Origin of the sequence: Klebsiella sp. KE9456, assembly GCF_043832615.1 — a bacterium.
Classification (GTDB): domain Bacteria; phylum Pseudomonadota; class Gammaproteobacteria; order Enterobacterales; family Enterobacteriaceae; genus Klebsiella; species Klebsiella indica.
This window is the reverse complement of the sequence record NZ_JBDYQK010000001.1, coordinates 103,973-129,272: the sequence shown is the minus strand read 5'-3', so window position 1 is coordinate 129,272 and position 25,300 is coordinate 103,973. Positions and strand designations below refer to the sequence as shown.

Annotated in this window: 17 protein-coding genes; 13 read left to right on the top strand and 4 right to left on the bottom strand. The window is 54.4% G+C overall.

What is annotated here, in order from left to right; translation table 11 throughout:
- Positions 1 to 21 precede the first annotated feature (21 nt).
- Positions 22 to 747, bottom strand: coding sequence for an amidase activator ActS (gene actS, locus ABK821_RS00595; RefSeq protein WP_142502633.1), 726 nt, complete (start codon positions 745 to 747; stop codon positions 22 to 24).
- A 374-nt stretch (positions 748 to 1,121) separates the two neighbouring features.
- Between actS and xdhA the strand changes: the two genes are divergently transcribed.
- From xdhA to xdhC, 3 genes are read left to right on the top strand one after another with little or no spacing between them, the layout of a single operon-like run.
- Positions 1,122 to 3,425, top strand: a complete 2,304-nt coding sequence (xdhA, locus tag ABK821_RS00590) for a xanthine dehydrogenase molybdenum-binding subunit XdhA (RefSeq protein ID WP_138360751.1) — start codon at positions 1,122 to 1,124, stop codon at positions 3,423 to 3,425.
- Positions 3,426 to 3,429: 4 nt separating this feature from the next.
- Entirely contained in the window at positions 3,430 to 4,308 is an 879-nt protein-coding gene (xdhB, locus tag ABK821_RS00585; protein WP_138360752.1) for a xanthine dehydrogenase FAD-binding subunit XdhB, read from the top strand.
- Positions 4,305 to 4,784, top strand: a complete 480-nt coding sequence (xdhC, locus tag ABK821_RS00580) for a xanthine dehydrogenase iron sulfur-binding subunit XdhC (protein WP_138360840.1) — start codon at positions 4,305 to 4,307, stop codon at positions 4,782 to 4,784. The genes xdhB and xdhC overlap by 4 nt, the downstream gene beginning before the upstream one ends.
- Positions 4,785 to 4,815: 31 nt before the next feature.
- Here the strand turns inward: xdhC and ABK821_RS00575 are convergent, their stop codons facing one another.
- Positions 4,816 to 6,594, bottom strand: a complete 1,779-nt coding sequence (locus ABK821_RS00575) for a sigma-54-dependent Fis family transcriptional regulator (protein ID WP_308560654.1) — start codon at positions 6,592 to 6,594, stop codon at positions 4,816 to 4,818.
- 465 nt (positions 6,595 to 7,059) lie between these two features.
- Between ABK821_RS00575 and ygeW the strand changes: the two genes are divergently transcribed.
- The 5 genes from ygeW to arcC all read left to right on the top strand — a co-directional run bounded on the left by ygeW (position 7,060) and on the right by arcC (position 13,368).
- A complete protein-coding gene (gene ygeW, locus ABK821_RS00570; RefSeq protein WP_138360754.1) occupies positions 7,060 to 8,247 on the top strand; it encodes a knotted carbamoyltransferase YgeW in 1,188 nt (395 codons plus the stop codon).
- A 63-nt stretch (positions 8,248 to 8,310) separates the two neighbouring features.
- On the top strand, positions 8,311 to 9,507 hold the full coding sequence (gene dpaL, locus ABK821_RS00565) for a diaminopropionate ammonia-lyase (protein ID WP_138360755.1): 1,197 nt from the start codon (positions 8,311 to 8,313) through the stop codon (positions 9,505 to 9,507).
- Between the two features lie 57 nt (positions 9,508 to 9,564).
- Positions 9,565 to 10,776 (top strand): YgeY family selenium metabolism-linked hydrolase, encoded by a 1,212-nt coding sequence (locus ABK821_RS00560; protein ID WP_138360756.1) that lies wholly within the window; start codon positions 9,565 to 9,567, stop codon positions 10,774 to 10,776.
- Positions 10,777 to 11,033: 257 nt separating this feature from the next.
- Positions 11,034 to 12,425, top strand: a complete 1,392-nt coding sequence (gene hydA, locus ABK821_RS00555) for a dihydropyrimidinase (RefSeq protein WP_138360757.1) — start codon at positions 11,034 to 11,036, stop codon at positions 12,423 to 12,425.
- 10 nt (positions 12,426 to 12,435) lie between these two features.
- Complete coding sequence (gene arcC / locus ABK821_RS00550) at positions 12,436 to 13,368, top strand: carbamate kinase (RefSeq protein ID WP_138360758.1); 933 nt, start codon at positions 12,436 to 12,438, stop codon at positions 13,366 to 13,368.
- Between the two features lie 116 nt (positions 13,369 to 13,484).
- On the opposite strand, the gene yqeB is transcribed toward arcC, so the two are convergent.
- Positions 13,485 to 15,110 (bottom strand): selenium-dependent molybdenum cofactor biosynthesis protein YqeB, encoded by a 1,626-nt coding sequence (yqeB, locus tag ABK821_RS00545; RefSeq protein WP_142502637.1) that lies wholly within the window; start codon positions 15,108 to 15,110, stop codon positions 13,485 to 13,487.
- 48 nt (positions 15,111 to 15,158) lie between these two features.
- Positions 15,159 to 15,938: a selenium cofactor biosynthesis protein YqeC gene (gene yqeC, locus ABK821_RS00540; protein WP_343178117.1), complete on the bottom strand. Its 780-nt coding sequence runs from the start codon at positions 15,936 to 15,938 to the stop codon at positions 15,159 to 15,161.
- A 26-nt stretch (positions 15,939 to 15,964) separates the two neighbouring features.
- Here yqeC and ABK821_RS00535 point away from each other — a divergent pair, with 26 nt between their 5' ends.
- From ABK821_RS00535 to ABK821_RS00515, 5 genes are all read left to right on the top strand, one after another.
- Entirely contained in the window at positions 15,965 to 16,528 is a 564-nt protein-coding gene (locus ABK821_RS00535; protein WP_138360761.1) for an NTP transferase domain-containing protein, read from the top strand.
- A gap of 323 nt (positions 16,529 to 16,851) precedes the next feature.
- Complete coding sequence (ygfK, locus tag ABK821_RS00530; RefSeq protein ID WP_343178118.1) at positions 16,852 to 19,956, top strand: putative selenate reductase subunit YgfK; 3,105 nt, start codon at positions 16,852 to 16,854, stop codon at positions 19,954 to 19,956.
- A 2-nt stretch (positions 19,957 to 19,958) separates the two neighbouring features.
- Complete coding sequence (ssnA, locus tag ABK821_RS00525) at positions 19,959 to 21,287, top strand: putative aminohydrolase SsnA (RefSeq protein ID WP_138360763.1); 1,329 nt, start codon at positions 19,959 to 19,961, stop codon at positions 21,285 to 21,287.
- Positions 21,288 to 21,332: 45 nt separating this feature from the next.
- A complete protein-coding gene (gene ygfM, locus ABK821_RS00520; RefSeq protein ID WP_142502641.1) occupies positions 21,333 to 22,112 on the top strand; it encodes a molybdopterin-dependent oxidoreductase FAD-binding subunit in 780 nt (259 codons plus the stop codon).
- Positions 22,109 to 24,979, top strand: a complete 2,871-nt coding sequence (locus ABK821_RS00515) for a molybdopterin-dependent oxidoreductase Mo/Fe-S-binding subunit (protein WP_142502642.1) — start codon at positions 22,109 to 22,111, stop codon at positions 24,977 to 24,979. The genes ygfM and ABK821_RS00515 overlap by 4 nt, the downstream gene beginning before the upstream one ends.
- Positions 24,980 to 25,300 lie beyond the last annotated feature (321 nt).

The following is a 25,300-nucleotide window of genomic DNA, read 5'->3' as shown; positions in this document are numbered from 1 at the left end:
AACTGCCGATAAAATAACCTGTTAGCACTTAGGTTTACTGCCCTGCGGTGGTAAATAACGCAGTGGGTCGATCGCCGTCGCTCGGTAGCGAATCTGGAAATGCAGACGCACGGAGTCCGCATCCGTGCTGCCCATTGTGGCGATCTGCTGGCCAATCTTCACGTTCTGCCCGTTATTCACCATCATCTTATCGTTATGCGCATAGGCGCTGATATAGTCCTCGCCATGTTTAATCATAATCAGATTGCCGTAGCCGCGCAGTTGATTACCCACGTATACCACTTTGCCCGCGCCTGCGGCGTAGATCGGCTGGCCGCGCCGGCCAGCAATATCAATACCTTTATTACCGCCATCGCGGGTGGAATACGGCAACACAACTTTACCGCTGGTTGGCCAGCGCCAGCAGCGTTGTCCCACCGGCGGCCAGGATGATTGCGGAACCTGTGAGGAAGGCGTCACGGTAGCGGTGCGGCTGGTTGACGGCTTCTTAGTGGATGAATGTCCTTTCGTCGTGGCCCCTGAACGGCTGTTCAGCTTCAGCTTCTGTCCGACTTCAATGATATAGGGAGGCGAAATATTGTTAAGTCGGGCGAGATCCCTGACGCTGGTGCCCGTAGCACGTGAAATCGCATACAGCGTATCGCCACGCTTCACGGTATATATGGAGCCGGAACCAGATGAACTGGAACACCCCGCAACGATCAGGCTGCTCATCAATATTATCGTGATATAAAAGCGTTTACCCATCAGGCATCCTGCACTCAACACAAACCGCCACCTCAACAATCAGAACAATCATCATACCAGTCAGCCGGAGGATACCCAATCGCGACACCGCCACCGGAAGTATTAAAGTGATGATATCCATCCGCGCGAGGACATTTGCCGATACCGGCCAGAGTTTATCGCCTCATGCACTGTGTATCATAATGATTTAATTAGGCTCATAATGATATACCGCATTCGGCCCGCTTTTCTCCCCTGCCCTGTCATATGCGCCACATTTTTTAACGTCATCACACTTCCATGTTACCTCGCCCGAGATTTCCGCTTCTGGCGTAATTCTTGCCTGTTTCAGGTATTGGCATACATGCCAAATCTTCATTTCAGAGGGGACGATTATGGAATCGCGAGAAGCGACCGCAACCGGTGAATCATGCATGCGTGTGGATGCCATTGCCAAAGTGACCGGGCGTGCCAGATACACCGACGATTACGTTATGGCAGGAATGTGTTATGCCAAATATGTCCGCAGCCCTATTGCTCACGGTTATGCCAATAACATTGATTGCAGCGAGGCCAAAAAGCTGCCAGGCGTACTGGCGGTGTTTACCTGGGAAGACGTGCCAGATATTGCGTTTGCCACTGCCGGGCATGCCTGGACGCTGGACGAAGGTAAACGCGATATTGCCGACCGCTACCTGTTAACCCGTCACGTCCGTCATCATGGCGATGCGGTGGCGATTGTCGTGGCACGAGATGAGCTTACCGCCGAGAAAGCGGCCCTGTTGGTCAACGTCGACTGGCAGCCACTGCCCGTAATAACGACGCCGGAGGCCGCGCTGGCGCCGGGTGCGGTCAAAATCCATCCGGAGGGCAATCTGCTCAAACAGAGCGAAATGAATGCAGGCAACGTTACCCAGGCGATAGAAACCGCAGACCTGCAGATTCAGGGGCATTATCAAACCCCGGTTATCCAGCATTGCCATATGGAAAGCGTCACCTCCTTTGCCTGGATGGAAGAGGATTCCCGCATCTCCATCATCACCAGCACGCAGATCCCGCATATCGTGCGCCGGGTTGTCGGTCAGGCGCTCAGTATTCCGTGGTCGCATGTGCGGATCATCAAACCGTATGTCGGCGGCGGTTTCGGCAATAAGCAGGACGTGCTGGAAGAGCCGATGGCGGCATTTCTGACCAGCAAACTTGGCGGTATTCCGGTGAAAGTATCGCTGAGTCGCGAAGAGTGCTTTCTTGCTTCCCGTACCCGCCACGCTTTTACTATCAATGGCCGAATGGGTATCAATCGCGACGGCACTTTACAAGGCTATAGTCTCGATGTTCTGTCAAATACTGGCGCTTACAGCTCGCATGGTCACTCCATCGCCTCAGCCGGCGGCAATAAAGTGGCATATCTCTATCCGCGTAGCGCTTACAGATACCGTTCAACAACCTGCTACACCAACCTTCCCACAGCAGGCGCCATGCGCGGTTACGGCGCTCCGCAGGTGGTCTTCGCGCTAGAAGCAATGATCGATGATGCCGCTACCGCGCTGGAGCTCGATCCGGTGGACGTCCGCTTATGTAACGCCGCCCGCGAAGGTGACGCTAACCCGCTCACCGGGAAAATTATCTACAGCGCCGGGTTGCCAGAATGTCTGCAAAAAGGCCGCAAACTGTTTGACTGGGATAAACGCCGCGAGGCGTGTCGCCATCAGCAAGGCAATATCCGCCGGGGCGTCGGCGTCGCCTGCTTCAGCTATACCTCCAACACCTGGCCGGTAGGGGTCGAAATCGCCGGCGTTCGCCTGCTGATGAATCAGGACGGTACAATTAATGTGCAAAGCGGCGCCACCGAAATTGGTCAGGGCGCCGATACCGTATTTGCGCAGATGGTAGCAGAGACGGTTGGTGTCGCAGTAAGCAACGTACACGTAATTTCAACCCAGGATACCGATGTCACGCCATTCGATCCTGGCGCATTCGCTTCGCGGCAAAGCTATACTACCGCGCCCGCGCTGCGCAAAGCGGCACTGCTGTTAAAAGAGAAAATCCTTGCCCAGGCCTCGACTATGCTGCATCAGTCGGCCATAAACCTGACGCTGATCGACGGCAATATCGTCCTTATCGATCGCCCTGCAATCCCGTTGCTGTCGCTGAAAGAGTTGGCCATGGATGCGTTTTATCATCCTGAACGCGGCGGGCAGCTCTCAGCGGAAAGTTCCGTAAAAACCACCACCAATCCTCCGGCCTTCGGCTGCACTTTTGTCGATCTGAACGTTGATATCGCACTTTGCAAAGTCACCATCAACCGCATCCTCAACGTTCATGATTCCGGTCATATTCTGAACCCTCTGCTGGCGGAAGGTCAGGTGCATGGCGGAATGGGGATGGGTATTGGCTGGGCGCTGTTTGAAGAGATGATTATCGACGCTGACAGCGGCGTCATACGCAACCCCAATCTGCTGGATTACAAAATACCCACCATGCTCGATCTCCCGGAACTGGAGGGGGCTTTCGTCGAAACGCTGGAGCCGCAATCCGCCTATGGCCATAAATCACTTGGAGAGCCGCCAATCATTCCCGTTGCGGCCGCCATTCGCAATGCGGTCAAAATGGCGACGGGCGTGGCGATCGATACGCTGCCGCTGACGCCAAAACGGCTGTTCACCGCATTTCACGACGCGGGTTTGATTAAAGGATAAGACTATGTTTGATATCGCGACCTACCACCGCGCCACGGATATCGACGGGGCCATCACGCTGCTGACGAACAATCCGCAGGCCAAACTACTCGCGGGTGGTACAGATGTATTAATTCAGCTTCATCATCATAACGCCCGTTATCGCCATATTGTGGATATCAATGGATTAGCGGAACTACGCGGCATTACCCTCGCGGATCATGGAGGAATACGCATTGGTTCCGCCACCACCTTCTGCGAACTGATCAACACTCCCTTGATCCAGCACCATCTTCCAGCACTCAGCGCCGCTGCCGCGTCGATTGCCGGGCCGCAAATTCGCAACGTCGCCACCTATGGGGGCAATATTTGCAACGGCGCAACCAGCGCCGATTCGGCGACGCCTACGCTGATTTACGAAGCGACCCTCGAAATCCATTCTCCCGACGGGGTGCGTTTTATGCCCATCAACGGCTTTCACACTGGCCCAGGAAAGGTTTCTCTTGCACACAACGAACTGGTGGTGGCGTTTCATTTTCCTGCCCAGCCTGCCACCGATACCGGTAGCGCCCACTATAAATACGCGATGCGCGACGCCATGGATATTTCCACTATTGGCTGCGCCGCGCGCTGTACTCTGGAGGATGGCCATATTCGCGAGCTTCGGCTGGCTTTCGGGGTCGCCGCTCCGACGCCGATCCGCTGCCCCCACGCGGAACAGAGTGTGCAAAATGCCCCGTTAACCCAACAAACGCTGGAGACGGTTAGCGAAGCGGTTTTACATGATGTCGCACCGCGATCCTCGTGGCGTGCCAGCAAAGCATTTCGTCTACATCTTATCCAGACGATGACTCAAAAAGTGGTCAGCGAAGCCGCTATCAAGGCAGGAGGAGAATGGCAATGAATCACACCGACAGAATCACCCTCGCATGCCAGATCAACGGCATGGATTTTCAACTAAGCGTCCCTCCGGGCATGCCGCTCTCCGAACTGCTACGCGAACAAGGGCTGTTGAGCGTAAAGCACGGCTGCTGCGTCGGAGAGTGTGGTGCCTGTACCGTCCTGGTTGATGGTACCGCCATAGACAGCTGCCTGTATCTCGCCGTCTGGGCCGCGGGTAAAGAGATTCGCACGCTGGAGGGGGAATCACAGAACGGTCAACTATCGCACGTGCAGAGGGCTTATGCCGAATCAGGCGCCGTACAGTGCGGATTCTGCACGCCGGGGCTCATTATGGCCACCACGGCCATGCTTGCAAAACCTCGTAACCAGCCAATGACCATACTGGAGATACGTCGGGGGCTGGCGGGAAATCTGTGCCGTTGTACTGGCTATCAGATGATCCTCAACGCAGTACGTGCCTGCGAGACGCCGGAATAAACCGCATCTGACCGGCCTGAATTCAGGCCAGTCAGATATTCATTAATTCGTATTTTTTAATCTTGCGATAGAGCGTGGCGATGCCAATACCCAGTTCGTCCGCCGCCTGCTTTTTATTGTGATGCCGTGACAGCGCCTCGCGGATCATCTGTTTCTCCATCTCTTCAAGCGCGGTACCGCCAGCGTCCTCGGCCTGAGGAGGCAGTATGTTAACGGGTTCGTCATCGCACCCTGGCATTTTATCATTGTGAAGCAAATTCGGCGGCAGCAGCGCGCTATCAATCACCTCACCAGAGGGCACGACGTTAACCAGATACTCCATCAAATTACTCAACTCCCGCAGATTGCCCGGCCAGCGATGACGCTTTAGCAAAGTCACCACATCCGGAGCGATGCCGGGATACACCAACCCAAGCCGACGGGTATGCAGATGCAGAAAGTAATGCACCAGCAGTTCAATATCATCCTGACGTTCACGCAGGGGCGGCAAGGTTAATGGAATCACGTTAAGCCTGTAGAAAAGATCTTCGCGAAATTTACCTTCTGCAATGAACTGCCCCAGATTTTGATTGGTAGCGGAAATAATTCGGATATCCACCTGCACCGGACTGCTGGCACCAAGGGGTAAAATTTCCCTCGCTTCAATCGCGCGCAACAATTTCGCCTGCAGCATCAGCGGCATATCGCCAATCTCATCGAGAAACAGCGTCCCGCTATTAGCGGCCTGAATCAGGCCGGTTTTACCGTTAGCAGACGCGCCGGTAAAAGCCCCTTTCACATAACCAAACAGTTCACTTTCCAGCAGTTGTTCTGGGATCGCAGCGCAGTTAATGGCGATAAAGGGTTTGTTTTTACGCTCGCTCAGCTTGTGGATCGCCCGGGCGACAACCTCTTTCCCGGTACCGCTTTCGCCAACGATCATCACGCTGGAAGGACTGGGAGCAATGCGGCTAATCAGTCGCTTAAGCTGACGCATCACCCGGCATTCACCGACCAGTTGCTCAATATGCGGTTCGTCGGTTGCCAGCGATACGGCGGTACTGGTATGCGACTGATGAAAGGCCATCAGGAATAATTGCCGCCCTTGAATATTATGTAACTGGCCGATAATCAGTTCATTTTTATCATCCCAGGAGACAATATGTTGCATATGCCCATGAGTGAAATTGCTTTCAAATGTTAGCGGCCTGAAGCGAACGGATTTTCCCGTCATGGTGTTATTCATAACCCCAAGAATTTTCAGGGCCGTTTGATTGGCGAACTGCACACGGCTGTCTTCATCGATGACCAGCACGCCTTGATCCATATTTTCGATCATGGTCGAGAATATTTTACTGATCCCCTCGCCGCCACCTTGATCCTGAAGAAGTTTCGAAACAAAAATGGTTGATATATGCCGAACGTAATCGGAAAACTCCCGCAGATTATCGTTAATATGTTCCTGCTGTTCATGCGTGACGGCAAGCAAACTGATTACGCCAACACAACGATTCTGTAAAATAACCGGTGTTCCCAGAAATGCTTTCTCACGACAATTATCTTTGCAGTCACATCCTTCGCAAAGAGGATCGTGACGAGAGTGCGTCACCACCTTTTCCTTTTGCGTTTCCAGAACATAACGTAATAACCTTGAATTGCTGCTCAATTGACGACCGAGGAATTTACCGTAGGTGCCTGTGCCCGCAACGCGGCACAGATTTTCATCGACGATCTCCACCTCCAGTTGCAATACACTGGCAAGCATTCTGGCAAAACGCTGAATAGTCGGTTGAATTTGCATCAAAACGGATTGCGTCGTTGCAAGCACCATAGACTCACCTTCCGGCATCACTTAAGTAGTTGATCATTTATAATATTGATGTTTATCAGGGGTTAATAATACTAACCCAGGAAAATATTGCTTTGATAAAAACAGGACTCTTTATCATTTTCCCATCCTCATTATGGAAGAGATGTCACATTTTCATATCAATATGAGAATCGACCCAACAATTTTATCAATATGGCTATCTACTCTGTTCTTCGATGCCTTATTTTCATTCCATTTCTCACCATAAAAAATGACGTTTAAAAAGCCAAACGTTTACGTCCGACAATCCGCAGAAAAAAGAGCGATAATGTGTGATCGCCGCCACAAATAACCGTTCTGAAATAATATCCCCGCAGCACTGGATTAATTCTGGCACAGTTATTGTTAGGTGATGGTATCGCTGTGATATCGCGCAGTCATAGCAATTAAGCCACCTTGCCGTTATTCCACTACCGGGACTTTACAATGAAAACTGTTAATGAGCTGATAAAGGATATCAATTCGCTGACTTCGCACCTTCACGAGAAGGATTTTTTATTAACGTGGGAACAGACAACGGATGAACTACAACAAGTCCTTGATGTTGCCGCCGCACTGAAGATGCTACGCGCCGAGAATATCGCGACCAAAGTCTTCAATAGTGGATTAGGGATTTCCGTTTTCCGCGATAATTCCACCCGAACCCGCTTCTCTTATGCCTCTGCTCTTAACCTGCTTGGCCTGGCCCAGCAAGATCTTGATGAAGGTAAATCGCAAATCGCCCACGGCGAAACGGTCCGCGAAACGGCCAATATGATCGCCTTCTGCGCCGACGCAATTGGTATCCGCGACGACATGTATCTTGGCGCGGGGAACGCCTATATGCGTGAAGTCGGCGCCGCGCTTGATGACGGTTATAAACAAGGTGTTTTGCCCCAGCGTCCGGCGTTAGTCAACCTGCAATGCGATATCGACCATCCGACCCAGGCAATGGCCGATCTGGCCTGGCTGCGCGAGCATTTTGGTTCGCTGCAGAATCTGAAAGGTAAGAAAATCGCCATGACCTGGGCTTATTCACCGAGCTACGGTAAACCGCTCTCTGTGCCCCAGGGCATTATCGGCCTGATGACCCGTTTCGGCATGGAGGTGACCCTGGCGCATCCGGAAGGCTATGACCTGATCCCCGATGTTATCGAAGTTGCCAAAAACAATGCCAATGCTTCCGGCGGCAGCTTCCGCCAGGTCACCAGCATGGAAGATGCATTCAAAGACGCAGACATCGTCTATCCGAAGTCATGGGCGCCCTACAAAGTTATGGAAGAACGGACCAAACTCCTGCGCGCCAACGATCACGCGGCCCTGAAAGCCCTGGAAAGGAAGTGTCTGGAGCAGAATGCGAAGCATAAGGACTGGCACTGCACCGAAGAGATGATGCAGCTCACGCGCAACGGAAATGCGCTGTATATGCACTGCCTGCCGGCGGATATCAGCGGCGTCTCCTGTGAGGAAGGGGAAGTCACCGAAGGGGTATTCGAAAAATACCGTATCGCCACTTACAAGGAGGCCAGCTGGAAGCCATACATCATCGCCGCAATGATCCTCTCTCGCAAATACGCGAAGCCCGGCATCCTGCTGGAACAACTGCTGAAAGAAGCGCAACAGCGCATCAAATAACCCCCCAGGCCGACCTTCCGGTCGGCCCTCCGTTTCCGGAGGCAACAAGGAGAAGGATAGAATATGTCCGTTTTCTCATTGAAAATTGATATCGCCGACAATCGCTTTTACAGCGGTAAAACGTCCGCGCTGTTCTCGCAACGGCAGGCGAAACAGGCTCGCCTGTTCCACCAAAAAATTACCGGTTATCGTCCGACGCCGCTCTGCGCACTGGACAGTCTCGCCAGCCTGTTTGGCGTAAAGAAAATTCTCGTTAAAGATGAATCGAAACGCTTTGGACTGAACGCCTTCAAGATGCTCGGCGGCGTTTATGCCACCGCCCGTCTGCTGTGTGAAAAATACCAGCTTGACATCAATACCCTTTCGTTCTCGCAGCTTAAAAACGCCATTGACGAGAAGATGACCTTCGCGACGACCACCGATGGCAACCACGGCCGGGGCATTGCGTGGGCTGCGCAACAACTAGGGCAAAACGCGGTGATTTATATGCCGAAAGGCTCTGCCCAGGAGCGGGTCGACGCCATTCTCAATCTTGGCGCGGAGTGCATCGTCACCGATATGAACTATGACGATACGGTCCGTCTGACCATTCAGCATGCGCAACAGAACGGTTGGGAAGTGGTACAGGATACCGCCTGGGAAGGCTACACCAAAATCCCCACCTGGATCATGCAGGGCTACGCCACGCTAGCCGATGAAGCTGTGGAGCAAATGCGTGAACTGGGCGTCGTTCCGACCCACGTACTGTTGCAGGCTGGCGTCGGCGCAATGGCAGGCGGCGTGCTGGGCTATCTGGTCGATGTCTATGGCCCGCAGAACCTGCGCAGCATTATCGTCGAACCGGACAAAGCCGACTGCATTTACCGCTCGGGCATTAAAGGCGACATCGTCAATGTCGACGGCGATATGGCGACCATCATGGCCGGTCTGGCCTGTGGCGAACCTAATCCGCTCGGCTGGGAAATTCTGCGCAACTGCGCCACACAGTTTATCTCCTGCCAGGACAGCGTCGCCGCGCTGGGTATGCGCGTACTGGGAAATCCCTATGGCGACGACCCGAGAGTCATCTCCGGTGAGTCAGGAGCCGTCGGGCTGGGCGTACTGGCCGCCATTCACTATCACCCGCAGCGTCAGGCCTTAATGGAAAAACTGGCGCTGAATAACGACGCCGTGGTGCTGCTTATCAGTACCGAAGGCGATACCGATATCAAGCACTACCGCGAAGTGGTCTGGGAAGGCAAACATCCCGTCGCACCGTAGTTCCCTTTATTGACAAAGGCTCCCAGAAGACGCGGGGGTTAAAACTGGAGATAAACAATGGCTAAGAACATTCCATTTAAACTGATTCTGGAAAAAGCAAACCACTACAAAGACGATATGACGCGCTTCCTGCGCGATATGATCGCCATTCCCAGCGAAAGCTGCGATGAAAAGCGCGTGGTTCATCGGATCAAACAAGAAATGGAAAAAGTCGGTTTCGATAAAGTCGAGATCGATCCGATGGGTAATATTTTGGGTTATATCGGTCACGGGCCGCGTCTGGTTGCAATGGACGCACATATTGATACCGTTGGGATCGGTAATATTAAAAACTGGAATTTTGATCCCTATGAAGGAATGGAAACCGATGAGCTGATCGGCGGACGCGGCACCTCCGATCAGGAAGGCGGCATGGCATCAATGGTTTACGCCGGAAAGATCATTAAGGATCTCGGTCTGGAAGATGACTACACGCTGCTGGTCACCGGTACGGTACAGGAAGAAGACTGCGACGGCCTGTGCTGGCAGTACATTATTGAGCAATCCGGTATCCGGCCGGAATTTGTCGTCAGTACCGAACCGACCGACTGCCGGGTGTATCGTGGGCACCGCGGGCGTATGGAAATCCGTATTGATGTCCAGGGCGTCAGTTGCCACGGTTCCGCACCGGAGCGCGGCGATAACGCGATCTTTAAAATGGGGCCGATCCTTAACGAATTGCAGGAGTTATCACAACGTCTGGCCTACGATCCGTTTCTCGGCAAAGGCACTCTGACCGTTTCCGAAATCTTCTTCACCTCGCCCAGCCGTTGCGCCGTAGCGGACAGTTGCGCCGTCTCTATTGACCGTCGTCTGACCTGGGGAGAAACCTGGGAAGGCGCGCTGGAAGAGATCCGCGCCCTGCCGGCAGTGAAGAAAGCCAATGCAGCCGTTTCTCTGTACCACTACGATCGCCCCTCCTGGACCGGCCTGGTCTACCCGACCGAATGCTACTTCCCGACCTGGAAAGTGGAAGAGGATCACTTCACCGTGAAAGCGCTGGTCAGCGCTTACGAAGGGCTGTTTGGCAAAACGCCGGTGGTCGATAAGTGGACCTTCTCCACAAACGGCGTCTCGATCATGGGCCGCCACGGCATCCCGGTAATCGGCTTCGGCCCGGGCAAAGAGCCGGAGGCCCACGCGCCAAATGAGAAAACCTGGAAATCGCATCTGGTTACCTGTGCCGCCATGTACGCCGCCATTCCGCTGAGCTGGCTGGCAACGGAATAATCATTAACCGCACCTCCGCTTAGAGCTTGTCTCCGCAGGCATCATTAGCGTAGCCAGTAGGATACCGACAGTGCGCAGAAACCGGAACGTACACGCTGTACGTGAGGATTATTCGCATCACTCGCCCCTTCGGTGCCACGCCTAAAGTGCCTTCAAAACGCAACGCGTTTTGTACGGGCACAGCCCATGACCAGAATGGCAAATGAAAACATCCTGCCGGGATGGGCTCTTCGCCGGAGGCGATTCTGGAGTCCGCTATGCGCGTGCTGATTAAAAACGGCATTGTCGTTAATGCCGATGCTCAGACAAGACAAGATTTGCTGATAGAGAACGGCATTGTTCGCCAACTGGACGACGATATTATTCCGCAGCTTCCCTGCGAGATTATCGACGCGACAGACTGCTACGTCATGCCCGGCGGCGTGGATGTACACACTCATTTTAACATTGACGCCGGTATTGCCCGCAGTTGTGATGATTTTTTTACCGGTACCCGCGCAGCAGCATGCGGCGGTACAACAACCATCATCGATCATATGGGATTTGGCCCGACGGGATGCCAGTTGCGCCATCAGCTGGGGGTTTATCACGGTTACGCCGCGCATAAAGCCGTCATCGACTATAGCTTTCACGGGGTCATTCAGCATATCAACCACGCCATTCTTGATGAAATTCCGATGATGGTTGAAGAGGGGATCAGCAGCTTTAAGCTGTATCTGACATATCAATACAAGCTTAACGATGATGATGTGTTGCAGGCACTGCGCCGTCTGCATCTCTCTGGCGCGCTGACAACGGTCCATCCAGAAAATGATGCCGCCATCGCCTGCAAACGCGCCGAGTTTCTTGCCGCAGGACTCACTGCGCCGCGCTATCACGCCCTGAGTCGCCCCCTGGAGTGCGAAGCCGAAGCCATTGCCAGGATGATCAATCTTGCGCAGCTCGCCGGCAATGCACCTCTGTATATCGTCCATCTCTCCAACGGCTTAGGGCTGGATTATTTACGTCTGGCGAAATCCAGACACCAGCCGGTATGGGTAGAAACCTGTCCTCAATATCTACTGCTGGACGAGCGTCGCTATAACACACCGGAAGGACTGAACTTCATTCTCAGCCCTCCGCTGCGCAATGTCAGCGAGCAGGACAAACTCTGGTGCGGTATCAGCGACGGCACGATTGATGTGGTCGCCACCGATCACTGCAATTTTTCAATGGCGCAGCGCCAACAGCTCTCCGGCGGCGATTTCAACCGCTGCCCAAATGGGCTGCCCGGCGTAGAAAACCGGCTGCTGCTGCTCTTTTCCAGCGCCGTGATAACTGAGCGCATTACGCCACAACGCTTTGTCAATATGACCAGCGCCCTACCCGCGAAACTGTTCGGCCTGTGGCCGCAGAAAGGGCGGCTGGCGCCAGGCTCCGATGGCGATGTGGTGATTATCGATCCGCATCAGACAACGGAAATTCGCCATGCCGAACAGCATGATAACGGCGACTACTCTCCCTGGGAGGGATTCCGCTGTACCGGGGCTATCGTCAGAACCCTTTCACGCGGCGAAACCCTGTTTTGTCAGGGGGAGTTTAACGCCAGAGCGGGCCGGGGTCGCTTCCTGAGACGCAAGCCGTTTAGCCATCCTAATCACACTGAATAAGTGAGGAAAAATGAGTAAGAAAATTGTTCTCGCGCTGGGCGGGAATGCGCTGGGCGAGGATCTGGCCGGGCAAATGCAGGCCGTTAAAATGACCTCTCAGGCGATCGTGGATTTAATCGCCCAGGGCCATCAACTGGTGGTCACGCACGGTAACGGTCCGCAGGTGGGGATGATCAACCTGGCCTTTGAAGCGGCGGCGAAAACCGCAGCCCATACGCCAATGCTGCCGATGTCAGTGTGTGTGGCATTAAGCCAGGGTTATATTGGTTACGATCTGCAAAACGCGCTGCGCGAAGAACTGTTATCACGCGGCATACAAATGCCGGTGGTGACACTGGTCACGCAAGTGGAAGTTGACGCCAGCGATCCTGCCTTTCTTAATCCAACCAAACCCATTGGTTCTTTCTTCACCCGGCAAGAAGCCGAATTGCTGGAGAAACAGGGTTATACGCTGAAAGAAGATGCCGGTCGCGGCTACCGCCGCGTTGTCGCCTCTCCCAAACCAATAGACATTATCGAAAAAGAGACCGTCAAGGCGCTGGTCGAGGCCGGACAGTTAGTCATTACCGTCGGCGGCGGTGGTATTCCCGTGATCCGTGAAGGCAACCATCTGCGAGGCGCCAGCGCGGTTATCGACAAGGACTGGGCCAGCGCCCGGCTCGCCGAAATGATCGATGCAGATATGCTCATCATTTTGACGGCAGTGGAAAAAGTGGCGATTAACTTCGGTAAAGAAAATGAGCAATGGCTGGATCGTCTGTCATTAAACGATGCCGATCGCTTTATCAACGAAGGCCATTTCGCCAAAGGCTCCATGCTGCCGAAAGTTGAAGCCGCCGTGTCATTCGCCCGTTCCCGGCCTGGACGGGAAGCGCTGATTACCGTCTTGAGCAAAGCGAAAGAAGGCATTGAAGGAAAAACCGGCACCGTGATCTGCCAGTAGCCGGACAATACAGCGCCATCCGGCATACGCTCCACACGGTTGCCGGATGGTGACGCTAACGTCCCCTGTCATCCTCTGCGAACAACGTGGTCGTTGGTGACAAACAACACGCAACCTTATGCAACTTCCAGCACTTCTCTGGTTGATTTTACCCCCTGATGCATCAGCATCATCAGCGCTTCCAGGACTCCGCCGCCGATCGCCCGCGCTTTATCAGACACGGTGGTAAAATCGGCTGTCTCGCCACGCGGGTCAATATCACCGATTTTAAACCCGCCGACCACCGCCAGCCCGTCGCTTAACAGGCCACGCACCATGCCCGACAGCGGGGCCTTAATTTCACTGTCGCCAATCCAGGCGATCACCTCCCCCTCCTTCACCAGGTCGCCTAATTTTACATTGGCACGCATGATGCCCGCTGCGGGCGCACGAATCACCCGTCGCGCGGTATGCCCCATAATATTCCCCGGCACGCCGGTATTTTCTTGTGCGCAACCGGAGTAAATCACCTTTCCCAGCCAGTGGCCGCGATTGGTTTCTATTACCGCATGACAATCCTCACCTGCGCTAAATCCTGGCCCTAAAGCAATCGTCACCGGGGCCATCGCAATATGGGTGCCCAAATTGTGTTTTGCCAGAATGGCATCCACCACGCAGACGGGCTTTAACGTATCAAGAGATGCACAGACAGGATCGACCAGCACCGGAATGATGCCGCGCTCCGCCAGCGCTATCGCGTCTGTCGCCGAATTCACCCGCCGGGCGGTGACGCTTTCCACCACCATTTCCCCCTCAAACACCGCCTGAGCAAATGCCACGCTACGGCGGATCACCGTCGGTTGCTCCACTTCCAGCATGAATACCTTGAATCCGGCATGGTAAAGACGCAACGCCACGCCGCTGGCGATATCTCCCGCGCCGCGGATCACCACGCGCTGATGCCCGGAAGGATGCGCAGGTTTCATCATTAATCCGCCAGGCGCATTATTCTTTATCTGTAAAATCTCAGCCAGCACGCTTACCGCGATCTCCTGCGGCGTTTCAGCGCCAATGTTGTAACCTACCGGCGCATGCAGGCGCGCAAGATGTTCTTCCGCGATGCCTTTTTCCCGCAGCTGGCGCAAAAAAAGCTGAACCTTGCGGCGACTTGCCAGCAGCCCCAGCCAGGCCAGCGGACGCTCCACCAGCTTATCCAGCGCCTCGCGATCCTGATTATTGGTGGCGATAAGGACGAAGTTATCGGGCCGGATCTCCAGCGCATCCACCGCCTCAGCAAACGAATCGGCATGCAGTAACTGCACCGAGGGCGGGAATGCCGCCGGATTTAAGCTTTCACGATAAATATCCGCCACGGCGATATCAAAACCCAACAGCGCGGCGCTCTGTGCTATCGCCCGATTCACATGCCCGGCGCCGATCAGCACCAGACGGGGACGGAGCCCATGTACGCTGATGAAGACCGTCATCGCGCCACCGCAATCAGAACCGACAGCATCCGCACCATTACGCGCCATCCGCCCATGAAACAAACGCGGCTTTCTTTCCCGTAAAGCCTGTTGCGCCTCATCGATCACTTTGCGCTCCACCATTCCTCCGCCAATCGTGCCAAAGGTCGTTCCATCCTGATGAATCAACATCTCAGCTGAATGTCGCGGCGTTGAGCCACGGCTATCGACAATTTGCGCCAACGCAAATGGACTGTTTTGTTCTTCGAGTCTTGCCGCTTCTGTGAAAATATTCATAAAAACCTCAATGGATATCCCTATGGTGGTTCCGGTTTCCCGGCCTCGCTATCTCACAAGTCTGCGCGTAATCGGTGGCTGTTCCCGTACCGCCCCCAGCCAGATGGCATCCACATTCCCATTGCGCAATAGCTGGAACAGATCGTATTCCGTCGCGCTATTCTCAGATTGAGAAAATTGATTGAGAAACCAGATACGCCTGCTGTCCGGCGGGACGTTTTTAAACGCCCCCTGTGGGTGGCGAATTAGCCGAAGAAGGTGCCCGAAGGTCAGCGGCTCATCCGCCGTCAGGCCAGTGATCTCAGCAAACAACGGCCAGCGATGGACATTCTCCGCGCCCGTATTCTCCCCCAACATCTGCCCGCCCATAACGGCAATCACGCAGCAACTGCTTTCAGGTATGCAAGGTTCGTGCTCATCCGGCGCTTTAAGCGGCAATCCGTGAGCGCCATCCGCTTCTACCAGAATAACGTCACATTCCGCACGGGCCGCCAGCGCATCAATGGCCTGCGGCGAAAACCCTCTCGCTTTCCCTTCCTGCGCTTTCCATGCGCGAAAACAGGCCCAGATGGGCCGCATAAGATAGTGGGAAGGCAGAGCGGCAGGCTCCCGGCAGAAGATCGTTGGGCAAGTGGCATCGGGCAGAAACATATGCGTCGTTGTGGTCACGATGACCCGCCTGCCGTAGCCATGAAATAATCTCGCCAGCCAGAAAAGCGTACTCGTTTTCCCGCCAGCCCCGACAAGCGAAATAATCAAGGGACGTTTCTGCGCACCTAAATCAAAGAATAAACCGGCGTGACTCTTTATATTTTTATCAATAATCATCAGCCACCTAAAATAAGGAATGGACGATGCCGCCAATCGACTGCATTATTACCGCCGCGGGGCTTTCATCACGAATGGGAAAATGGAAAATGATGCTACCCTGGCAGGACGGGACAATTCTTGATGCAAGTATCAAAAATGCCCTGCAATTTTGCAGCCAGGTTATTTTAGTTACCGGCTATCGCGGCGATGAACTGTACCATCGCTATGCCGGCGCAAGTCATATACTGATAACGCACAACCCTGACTATGCTGATGGTCTGTACTCTTCTGTGAAGGTCGCCGCAAACGCCGTTAAAAGCGAATACTGCTTCATCACCCACGGAGACATGCCCTGCCTGACGTTTGAAATATTTAATAAAATATGGTCATTACGCAATGACAGCGCGCTAATCCCGTACTATCAGGGCACGCCAGGCCATCCGATTCTGCTCACCCGACGCTGCCTGTTACAGGCCCTCTCCGGCCCGCAAAAAAATATGCATCAGGCATTACTGGCTGGCGCGCATAATAAGGTGGAAATAGATCATATAGAAATCATTTCGGATGTTGATACGCCAGAGGATTTTATTCGCCTCCATCAGCGTTAATAAAAATTATCACGACCAGGTTAAACGATTGCGTTCAAACAAAAAAGTTCCACACCCTCCACACTTATCATAATGATACAAATTCCTTCTTTTTGAGAAAATAAAAGGCGTTCATGAAACAACCGTTTGATAAATGGATCATACTGATTTTAATTCTCATTTACGACATGTGAGATATTTCACAAAGCGGGCTCAAGTTTAGAAGCACTTCACAAAAAATTATATTTATGCCCGGTGTCCGTAATCATGGTGTGAATGTTGCTCTACCCCCCCAGACCTCCGGTTTATCCACACCGGTTAATTCATGATAAAAGGAGAGGGTTATGGGGGATATTATGCGTCCCGTGCCATTTGAGGAGCTTTTGACGCGCATATTTGATGAATACCTGCAACAGGGTTCTATCTTTGGTATTCCTGAGCAACAGTTTTACTCACCCGCCAATGATAGGTCAGTCAACGTCTTTGGTGAAACCTGTGCCACCCCCGTTGGTCCTGCCGCTGGCCCGCACACCCAACTGGCGCAAAATATCATCACCTCCTGGCTGACTGGCGGCCGCTTCATTGAACTGAAAACAGTACAAATACTTGACCGGCTGGAGCTGGAAAAACCCTGTATCGATGCGGAAGACGAATGTTTCAATACTGAGTGGTCCACCGAGTTTACTCTGCAAAAGGCCTGGGATGAATACCTGAAGGCCTGGTTCGTCCTGCATCTGTTAGAGCAGATTTTCCAGCCCGCCAGCGCTGGCGCCGGGAAATCATTTATCTTCAATATGAGCGTCGGCTACAACCTGGACGGCATCAAACAACCGCCGATGCAGCAGTTTATCGACAGTATGATCGATGCTTCAGCGCAGCCGAAATTTACGCAATACCGCGACACACTTAGCCGCTGGCTGCATGACGACGATTTTCTGGCACGCCACGGACTGAATAAACAGCGGGAAACCCTGCGCGCGCTTCCCGAACGTATTCCTGCCACCCTGGTTCACGGCGTCACCCTCTCTACCATGCATGGCTGTCCGCCACATGAAATCGAGGCCATCTGCCAGTACATGCTGGAAGAAAAGGCGCTGAACACCTTCGTAAAACTGAATCCAACCCTGTTGGGCTATGCCCGCGTTCGCCAGATTCTGGATAGCTGCGGCTTCAGTTATATTGGACTGAAAGAGGCGTCGTTCGAGCACGATCTCAAACTGCCTCAGGCGCTGGAAATGCTGAAACGCCTGATGACGCTGGCGAAAAAGAAATCGCTGGGCTTCGGCGTCAAGCTCACCAACACCCTTGGCACCATCAACAATAAAGGCGCGCTTCCCGGCGATGAGATGTATATGTCCGGTCGGGCGCTGTTCCCGCTTTCTATCAACGTGGCGGCGGAACTGTCCCGGGCCTTCGACGGAAAATTACCGATCTCATATTCCGGTGGCGCCAGCCAACTGACAATTCGCGATATTTTCGATACCGGGATCCGCCCTATTACTATGGCGACCGATCTATTGAAACCCGGCGGCTACCTGCGTCTGAGCGCCTGCATGCGTGAGCTGGAAGCATCGGATACCTGGGGAATGACCCAAATCGACGTGGAGCGATTAAATCGGCTGGCAGAAGACGCCATGACGATGGCCTATACCCAGAAACACTGGAAACCGGAAGATCGTATTGAGGTAGCGGAAAGCCTGCCGCTAACCGATTGCTACGTCGCGCCGTGCGTTACCGCCTGCGCTATTAAGCAGGATATCCCCGAATATATTCGCCTGATGGGAGAACAGCGCTACGCCGATGCGCTGGCGCTTATCTATCAACGCAACGCTCTGCCTGCCATTACCGGTCATATTTGCGATCATCAATGTCAGTACAACTGTACGCGCCTGGATTACGACAGCGCCCTGAACATTCGCGAACTGAAAAAAATCGCCCTGGAAAAAGGCTGGGATGAATACAAACAACGCTGGCATAAACCCGCAGGCTCCGGCTCCCGGCATCCGGTAGCGGTGATCGGCGCGGGCCCCGCGGGGCTTGCCGCAGGTTATTTCCTGGCGCGAGCCGGACATTCGGTTACCCTCTTCGAGCGGGAAGCTAACGCTGGCGGCGTCGTCAAAAACATTATCCCGCAGTTCCGCATCCCTGCTGAGTTAATCCAGCATGATATTGATTTTGTTGCCGATCACGGCGTGAAATTCGAATATGGCTGTGATGCCCATCTCACGGTCCAGCAGTTGAAAAACCAGGGTTATCAATATGTGCTGATCGCCACCGGTACTGACAAAAACAGCGGCGTGAAACTGGAAGGCGATAATCCTCATGTCTGGAAATCATTGCCCTTCCTGCGTGAATACAATCAGGGCTCCACGCTGAAACTGGGTAAACACGTGGTTGTTGTTGGTGCCGGGAATACCGCGATGGACTGTGCCCGGGCGGCGTTACGCGTGCCCGGTGTGGAAAAGGCAACCATTGTCTATCGTCGTTCACTGCAGGAAATGCCCGCCTGGCGTGAAGAGTATGAAGAGGCATTGCACGATGGCGTTGAGTTCCGCTTCCTGATGAATCCACAACGTTTTGCTGCCGACGGGACGCTCACCCTGCGCGTGATGTCTCTTGGCGAGCCTGATGAGAAAGGGCGCCGCCGTCCGGTAGAAACAGATGACACCATTACGCTGCATGCCGACAGCCTGATCACCGCCATTGGGGAACAGCAGGACACCGATGCGCTGAGCGCCATGGGAGTCCCGCTGAACGATAAAGGCTGGCCGGAGGTAAACGCCAACGGTGAAACCCGCCTGACAAACGTCTTTATGATTGGCGATGTTCAGCGTGGTCCTTCCTCTATCGTCGCCGCTATCGGCTCTGCCCGGCGGGCAACCGATACGATCCTTTACCGGGAAAATATCCGCTCTCACCACGCCGATAAACGCTGGAATAACGTAAATCCTGCTGAAATCTACCAGCGTAAGGGGGAGATATCGGTCGCCATCATCGACAAAGACGATCGCGATGCCTTCGTTGCCCAGGAAGGCGAACGCTGCCTTGAGTGCAACTACTTATGCAGCAAGTGTGTCGATGTCTGCCCAAACCGCGCCAACGTATCGATTGCGATACCAGGCTTCAGGAACCGCTTCCAGACGCTGCACCTGGACGCTTACTGCAACGAATGCGGCAACTGCGCCCAGTTCTGCCCGTGGCAGGGCAAACCTTACAAAGACAAAATCACCGTCTTTAGCCTGGCGCAGGATTTTGACGCCAGCAGCAATCCAGGTTTCCTGGTGGAAGAGGATCGCGTACGCATCCGTCTCAATAACCAAAGTTGGGTCCTGAATATTGATAACGACGGCCAGTTCGCCAGCATCCCACCGGGACTGGATGAAACCTGCCGCATCATCAGCCATGTCCACCAGCAACATCACTATCTGCTGGGCCGGGTGGAGGTATAACCATGTTAATTCTGAAAAATGTCACTGCCATACAGCTTCACCCTGCGAAAGTGCAAGAGGGTGTTGATATCGCCATAGACAATGACGTTATCATCGGGATCGGCGATGCGCTGACCCGACGCTACCCAGAGGCGGACTGGAAAGAGATGCATGGGCGCCTCGTCATGCCCGGGCTGGTTTGCGCACACAACCATTTCTACTCCGGCCTGTCGCGCGGCATTATGGCGAAAATTGCGCCCAGCCCGGATTTTATTTCAACGCTGAAAAACCTGTGGTGGCGGCTGGATCGCGCGCTGGACGAAGAGTCGCTCTACTACAGCGGATTAATTTGCGCCATCGAAGCGATTAAGAGCGGATGCTCTGCGGTCATCGATCACCACGCTTCTCCCGCGTACATCGATGGATCGCTCTCCACGTTGCGCAATGCTTTTCTGAAAATCGGCCTGCGCGGAATGACCTGCTTTGAAACGACCGATCGCAACGGTGGGATCGATGAGCTACAGGCCGGTGTGGAAGAAAATATCCGCTTCGCCCGCCAGATAGATCAGGCCAGGGAAGCGGGCACAGAACCCTATCTGGTGGAAGCGCATATCGGCGCTCATGCCCCCTTTACCGTACCGGACGCTGGCCTGGAAATGCTGCGTGAAGCGCTCAACGCCACCGGTCGCGGGCTGCATATCCACGCCGCGGAAGATCGCTATGATGTTTCCCACAGCCACCATATGTATGGCAAAGATTTGCTTATCCGGCTGGCGGAATGGGATCTTATCAATCGCAAAACGCTGGTCGCGCACGGCCTTTATTTGTCCGCAGACGATATCGCCCTGCTGAACGAACAGGATGCGTTTCTGGTGCACAACGCCCGCTCCAACATGAACAACCATGTCGGCTACAACCACCATCTTACCGATATTCGCAATCTGGCGCTGGGCACCGACGGTATCGGCTCCGACATGCTGGAAGAGATGAAATTTGCCTTCTTTAAACATCGTGATGCCGGCGGTCCGCTGTGGCCTGACGGTTTCGCTCGTGCCCTGACTAACGGCAACGAGCTGCTGAACCGCAACTTCGGCGCACGCTTCGGTCGACTGGAGGCGGGTTATAAAGCCGATCTGACCATTTGTGATTACGCTGCGCCCACGCCGCTGCTGGCTGACAACATCGCCGGACATATCGCCTTTGGTCTCGGTTCCGCCAGCGTCCATAGCGTGATGATCAACGGCGCGATGGTTTATGAAGACCGCCAGTTCGCTTTCGATTGCGATTCGATTTATGCCCAGGCACGGAAAGTTGCTGCGGATATGTGGCGTCGAATGGACTCGCTGGCATAACCCACGCCTCTTTCGTATCGACAGAAAGATTGATGAGGAAAGATTATGATCGAGCAATTTTTCAAACCGGACTCCGTAGAACAAGCGCTGGAGCTCAAATCACGCTACCAGGATGATGCCGTCTGGTTTGCCGGGGGCAGTAAGATCAATGCCACGCCGACGCAGCCTGACAAGCAAATTGCCATTTCCCTACAGAACCTTGAACTGGAGTGGGTTGACTGGGATAACGGCTCTCTGCGAATTGGCGCAATGACGCGCCTGCAGACTCTGCGCGATACCCACTATATTCCCGACGCGCTGCACGACGCGCTGGGTTTCGTTTACTCCCGCCACCTGCGTAACCAGTCGACTCTTGGCGGTGAGATCGCCGCCCGTCAGGAAGAGTCCGTTTTGCTCCCTGTTCTGCTGGCGCTGGACGCGCACCTGATATTTGCCGACGGCAAGAGCCTGTCGCTGGAGAATTACCTCACTCAGCCCGGCTCGCCCCTGATCACGGAAATTGTCATCAACAATCCGTTTTGCGCCTGTGCAACCCGTAGAATCAGCCGCTCGCAAGCCGGGTTAACCGTAGTCACCGCCGCGGTGGCTATTCCGGAACAGGATGAAATACGTATCGCGCTGGACGGCGTGGCGGACAGGCCAGTCCGTTTGCGGGATGTGGAATCACAGCGCCTGGAAGGCCGTGCGCTGGAGCAGGCCGTCGCCGCCGCCATTTTCCCTCAGCAGGATCTACGGGGCAGCGTGGCTTATAAACGCTATATCGCCGGTGTGGTCGTGGCGGATTTGTATACCGACTGCCAGCAGACAGGGGAGAAGGTCGTATGATTATTCACTTTACCTTAAACGGCACTGCGCGCGAGATGAAGGTGAATCCTGGCGCTAACGTACAGGCATTACTTTTCGATCTTGGCATGCATTCGGTGCGCAACAGCGATGATGGTTTTGGTTTCGCCGGTTCTGACGCGATTCTGTTTAATGGCCGCATCGTCAACGCCTCTCTGCTTATCGCCGCCCAACTGGAGCAGGCAGCGATCCGCACGAGCGAATCGTTGGGCAAATGGAATCAACTGAGCCTGGTACAGCAGGCAATGGTCGACGTCGGGGTGGTGCAATCGGGCTATAACGACCCCGCTGCCGCGCTAATTATCAGCGATCTTCTCGAGCGTATCGCGGATCCGACGCGTGAAGAGATCGACGACGCGCTCTCCGGTTTATTTAGTCGAGATGCTGGCTGGCAACAGTATTATCAGGTGATAGCGCTGGCGGTGGCACGTAAAAGCAACCCGCAGATAACCCTTGATAGCGCACCAACCTTCCGCGACGACCTGGCAATTGTCGGCAAGCTGTATCCGAAAACCGATGCGGCAACCATGGTGCAGGCTAAACCCTGCTACGTCGAAGACCGTATCACACCCGATGCCTGCGTGATTAAGATGCTGCGCAGCCCGCATCCTCATGCGCTGATTACCCACCTTGACGTTAGCAAAGCCGAGGCGCTGCCGGGAGTCGTTCACGTTATCACCTATCTTAACTGCCCCGACATCTACTACACCCCCGGCGGCCAGAGCGCTCCGGAGCCGTCGCCGCTCGACCGAAGGATGTTTAGTCAAAAACTGCGTCACGTTGGCGATCGCGTCGCGGCGGTCGTTGCAGAAAACGAACAGATAGCACTGGCGGCGCTGAAGCTTATCGACGTCAAATATCAAGTGCTCAAGCCGGTCATGTCGATTGACGACGCAATGGCCGATGACGCGCCGGTAATTCACGATGAACCGGTTGTCTATATGGCCGGGGCGCCGGATACGCTGGAAGAAGATAACCGCCATGCAACCCAGCGCGGGGAACATATGATCATCAATTTCCCCATTGGCGCGCGTCCACGTAAAAATATTGCCGCCAGTATTCACGGTCATATTGGCGATATGGAAAAAGGCTTCGCCGAAGCCGATGTGGTGATTGAGCGTACCTATTCCTCTACCCAGGCCCAGCAGTGTCCGGCAGAACCCCATATCTGCTTTACCCACATGGACGGTGACCGTCTGATTATTCACGCGTCAACGCAGGTTCCATGGCACTTACGTCGCCAGGTTGCTCGCCTCGTCGGAATGAAACAGCACAAGGTTCATGTGATTAAAGAGCGTGTGGGCGGCGGATTTGGTTCCAAGCAAGATATCCTGCTGGAAGAAGTTTGCGCCTGGGCCACCTGCGTCACCGGACGCCCGGTCTATTTCCGCTACACCCGTGAAGAGGAATTTATTGCCAATACCTCCCGCCACGTTGCCAACGTCACCGTAAAGCTTGGGGCGAAGAAAGATGGTCGCCTGACCGCGGTGAAGATGGATTTCCGCGCGAATACCGGCCCCTACGGCAACCACTCTCTCACCGTGCCGTCCAACGGACCAGCGCTGTCACTGCCTTTGTATCCCTGTGATAACGTCGATTTCAACGTAACAACCTACTACAGCAATATCTGTCCGACCGGCGCCTATCAGGGATACGGCGCACCGAAAGGCAACTTCGCTATCACCATGGCGCTGGCCGAACTGGCCGAACAGCTACAGATTGATCAACTGGAGATGATTGAGCGTAATCGCGTCCATGAAGGCCAACCATTGAAAATTCTTGGCGCAATTGGCGAAGGTAAAGCGCCAACATCGGTGCCGACCGCGGCCAGCTGTGCGCTGGAAGCGATTCTGCATCAGGGGCGCGAGATGATCCAATGGTCCTCACCCAAACCGCACGACGGTGACTGGCGAGTGGGCCGCGGTGTCGCCATCATTATGCAGAAGTCCGGGATCCCCGATATCGATCAGGCCAACTGCATGATTAAACTCGAATCTGATGGCACGTTTATCGTGCATTCCGGCGGGGCGGATATTGGTACCGGCCTGGATACGGTGATCACCAAACTGGCGGCGGAAGTGCTGCATTGCCCACCGCAGGATGTATACGTTATTTCCGGCGATACCGACCACGCCCTGTTTGACAAAGGCGCCTATGCCTCATCCGGCACCTGCTTTTCCGGCAATGCGGCGCGCAAAGCGGCGGAAAATCTGCGGGAAAAAATCCTCTTTCACGGAGCTGAAATGCTCGGTGAGCCGCTGAGCGATGTTGCGCTGGCAGCCCCTGGCGTGGTGCGCGGCAAGCAGGGTGAAGTGAGCTACGCTGACATCGGCCACAAAGCCGAAACTGGCACCGGTTTCGGGACGCTGGTCGCCACCGCCAGCTATATCACGGCCGATTTCGCGTTCCCGTATGGAGCGAACTTCGCCGAAGTGGCGGTAAATACCCGCACCGGCGAGATTCGCCTCGATAAATTCTATGCGTTGCTGGACTGTGGCACGCCGGTTAATCCCGAACTGGCGCTGGGACAAATTTACGGGGCGTCAATGCGCGCCATCGGTCACAGCCTGAGCGAAGAGATTATCTATGACGCACAAGGCCATCCGCTCACCCGGGATTTGCGCAGCTATGGCGCACCGAAAATCGGTGATATTCCGCGTGATTTTCGCGCGGTGCTGGTACCCAGCGACGATAAAGTCGGTCCATTTGGTGCCAAATCTATCTCCGAAATTGGCGTGAACGGCGCGGCGCCGGCCATTGCCACCGCCATTCACGATGCCTGCGGCGTCTGGCTGCGCGAATGGCATTTTACACCGGAGAAAATACTGAGCGCCTTAGGAAGGCTGTAACGCGAAGAACCGCGACAGTACCGGCAACAAGCATTCCCTCTCCCCCGGGAGAGGGAAAGAACCACGCGGGCTTTTTTATTCCAGTAATACGGCCAGATTAAGAGCCTATCCCACCAGGCGTTATTGGCGCAGACAGTTTGAACACGGCCAGCGCGGAAGAACCGGAGCGTACACGTAGTACGTGAGGATTCTGAGCACTGCCCAGGTTCAAAATGACAAGCCAAATAGCCCTGATGGGATAGGCTCTAAGAGCCCGGCCCAACAGGCGTAGTTGGCATGGCCAATGAAAGCCTTCTGCTGGGCCAGGCGCAAGGTGATTCA

Excerpts from the sequence above, each read along its gene's own strand:
- dpaL (WP_138360755.1), top strand. The coding sequence starts at position 8,311 with ATGTCCGTTTTCTCATTGAAAATTGATATCGCCGACAATCGCTTTTAC.
- ygfM (WP_142502641.1), top strand. The coding sequence starts at position 21,333 with ATGATCGAGCAATTTTTCAAACCGGACTCCGTAGAACAAGCGCTGGAG.
- ABK821_RS00575 (WP_308560654.1), bottom strand. The coding sequence starts at position 6,594 with ATGGTGCTTGCAACGACGCAATCCGTTTTGATGCAAATTCAACCGACT.
- yqeB (WP_142502637.1), bottom strand. The coding sequence starts at position 15,110 with ATGAATATTTTCACAGAAGCGGCAAGACTCGAAGAACAAAACAGTCCA.
- ygfK (WP_343178118.1), top strand. The coding sequence starts at position 16,852 with ATGGGGGATATTATGCGTCCCGTGCCATTTGAGGAGCTTTTGACGCGC.
- hydA (WP_138360757.1), top strand. The coding sequence starts at position 11,034 with ATGCGCGTGCTGATTAAAAACGGCATTGTCGTTAATGCCGATGCTCAG.
- ABK821_RS00535 (WP_138360761.1), top strand. The coding sequence starts at position 15,965 with ATGCCGCCAATCGACTGCATTATTACCGCCGCGGGGCTTTCATCACGA.
- xdhB (WP_138360752.1), top strand. The coding sequence starts at position 3,430 with ATGTTTGATATCGCGACCTACCACCGCGCCACGGATATCGACGGGGCC.
- ABK821_RS00560 (WP_138360756.1), top strand. The coding sequence starts at position 9,565 with ATGGCTAAGAACATTCCATTTAAACTGATTCTGGAAAAAGCAAACCAC.
- xdhA (WP_138360751.1), top strand. The coding sequence starts at position 1,122 with ATGGAATCGCGAGAAGCGACCGCAACCGGTGAATCATGCATGCGTGTG.
- ABK821_RS00515 (WP_142502642.1), top strand. The coding sequence starts at position 22,109 with ATGATTATTCACTTTACCTTAAACGGCACTGCGCGCGAGATGAAGGTG.
- ygeW (WP_138360754.1), top strand. The coding sequence starts at position 7,060 with ATGAAAACTGTTAATGAGCTGATAAAGGATATCAATTCGCTGACTTCG.
- arcC (WP_138360758.1), top strand. The coding sequence starts at position 12,436 with ATGAGTAAGAAAATTGTTCTCGCGCTGGGCGGGAATGCGCTGGGCGAG.
- actS (WP_142502633.1), bottom strand. The coding sequence starts at position 747 with ATGGGTAAACGCTTTTATATCACGATAATATTGATGAGCAGCCTGATC.
- yqeC (WP_343178117.1), bottom strand. The coding sequence starts at position 15,938 with ATGATTATTGATAAAAATATAAAGAGTCACGCCGGTTTATTCTTTGAT.
- ssnA (WP_138360763.1), top strand. The coding sequence starts at position 19,959 with ATGTTAATTCTGAAAAATGTCACTGCCATACAGCTTCACCCTGCGAAA.
- xdhC (WP_138360840.1), top strand. The coding sequence starts at position 4,305 with ATGAATCACACCGACAGAATCACCCTCGCATGCCAGATCAACGGCATG.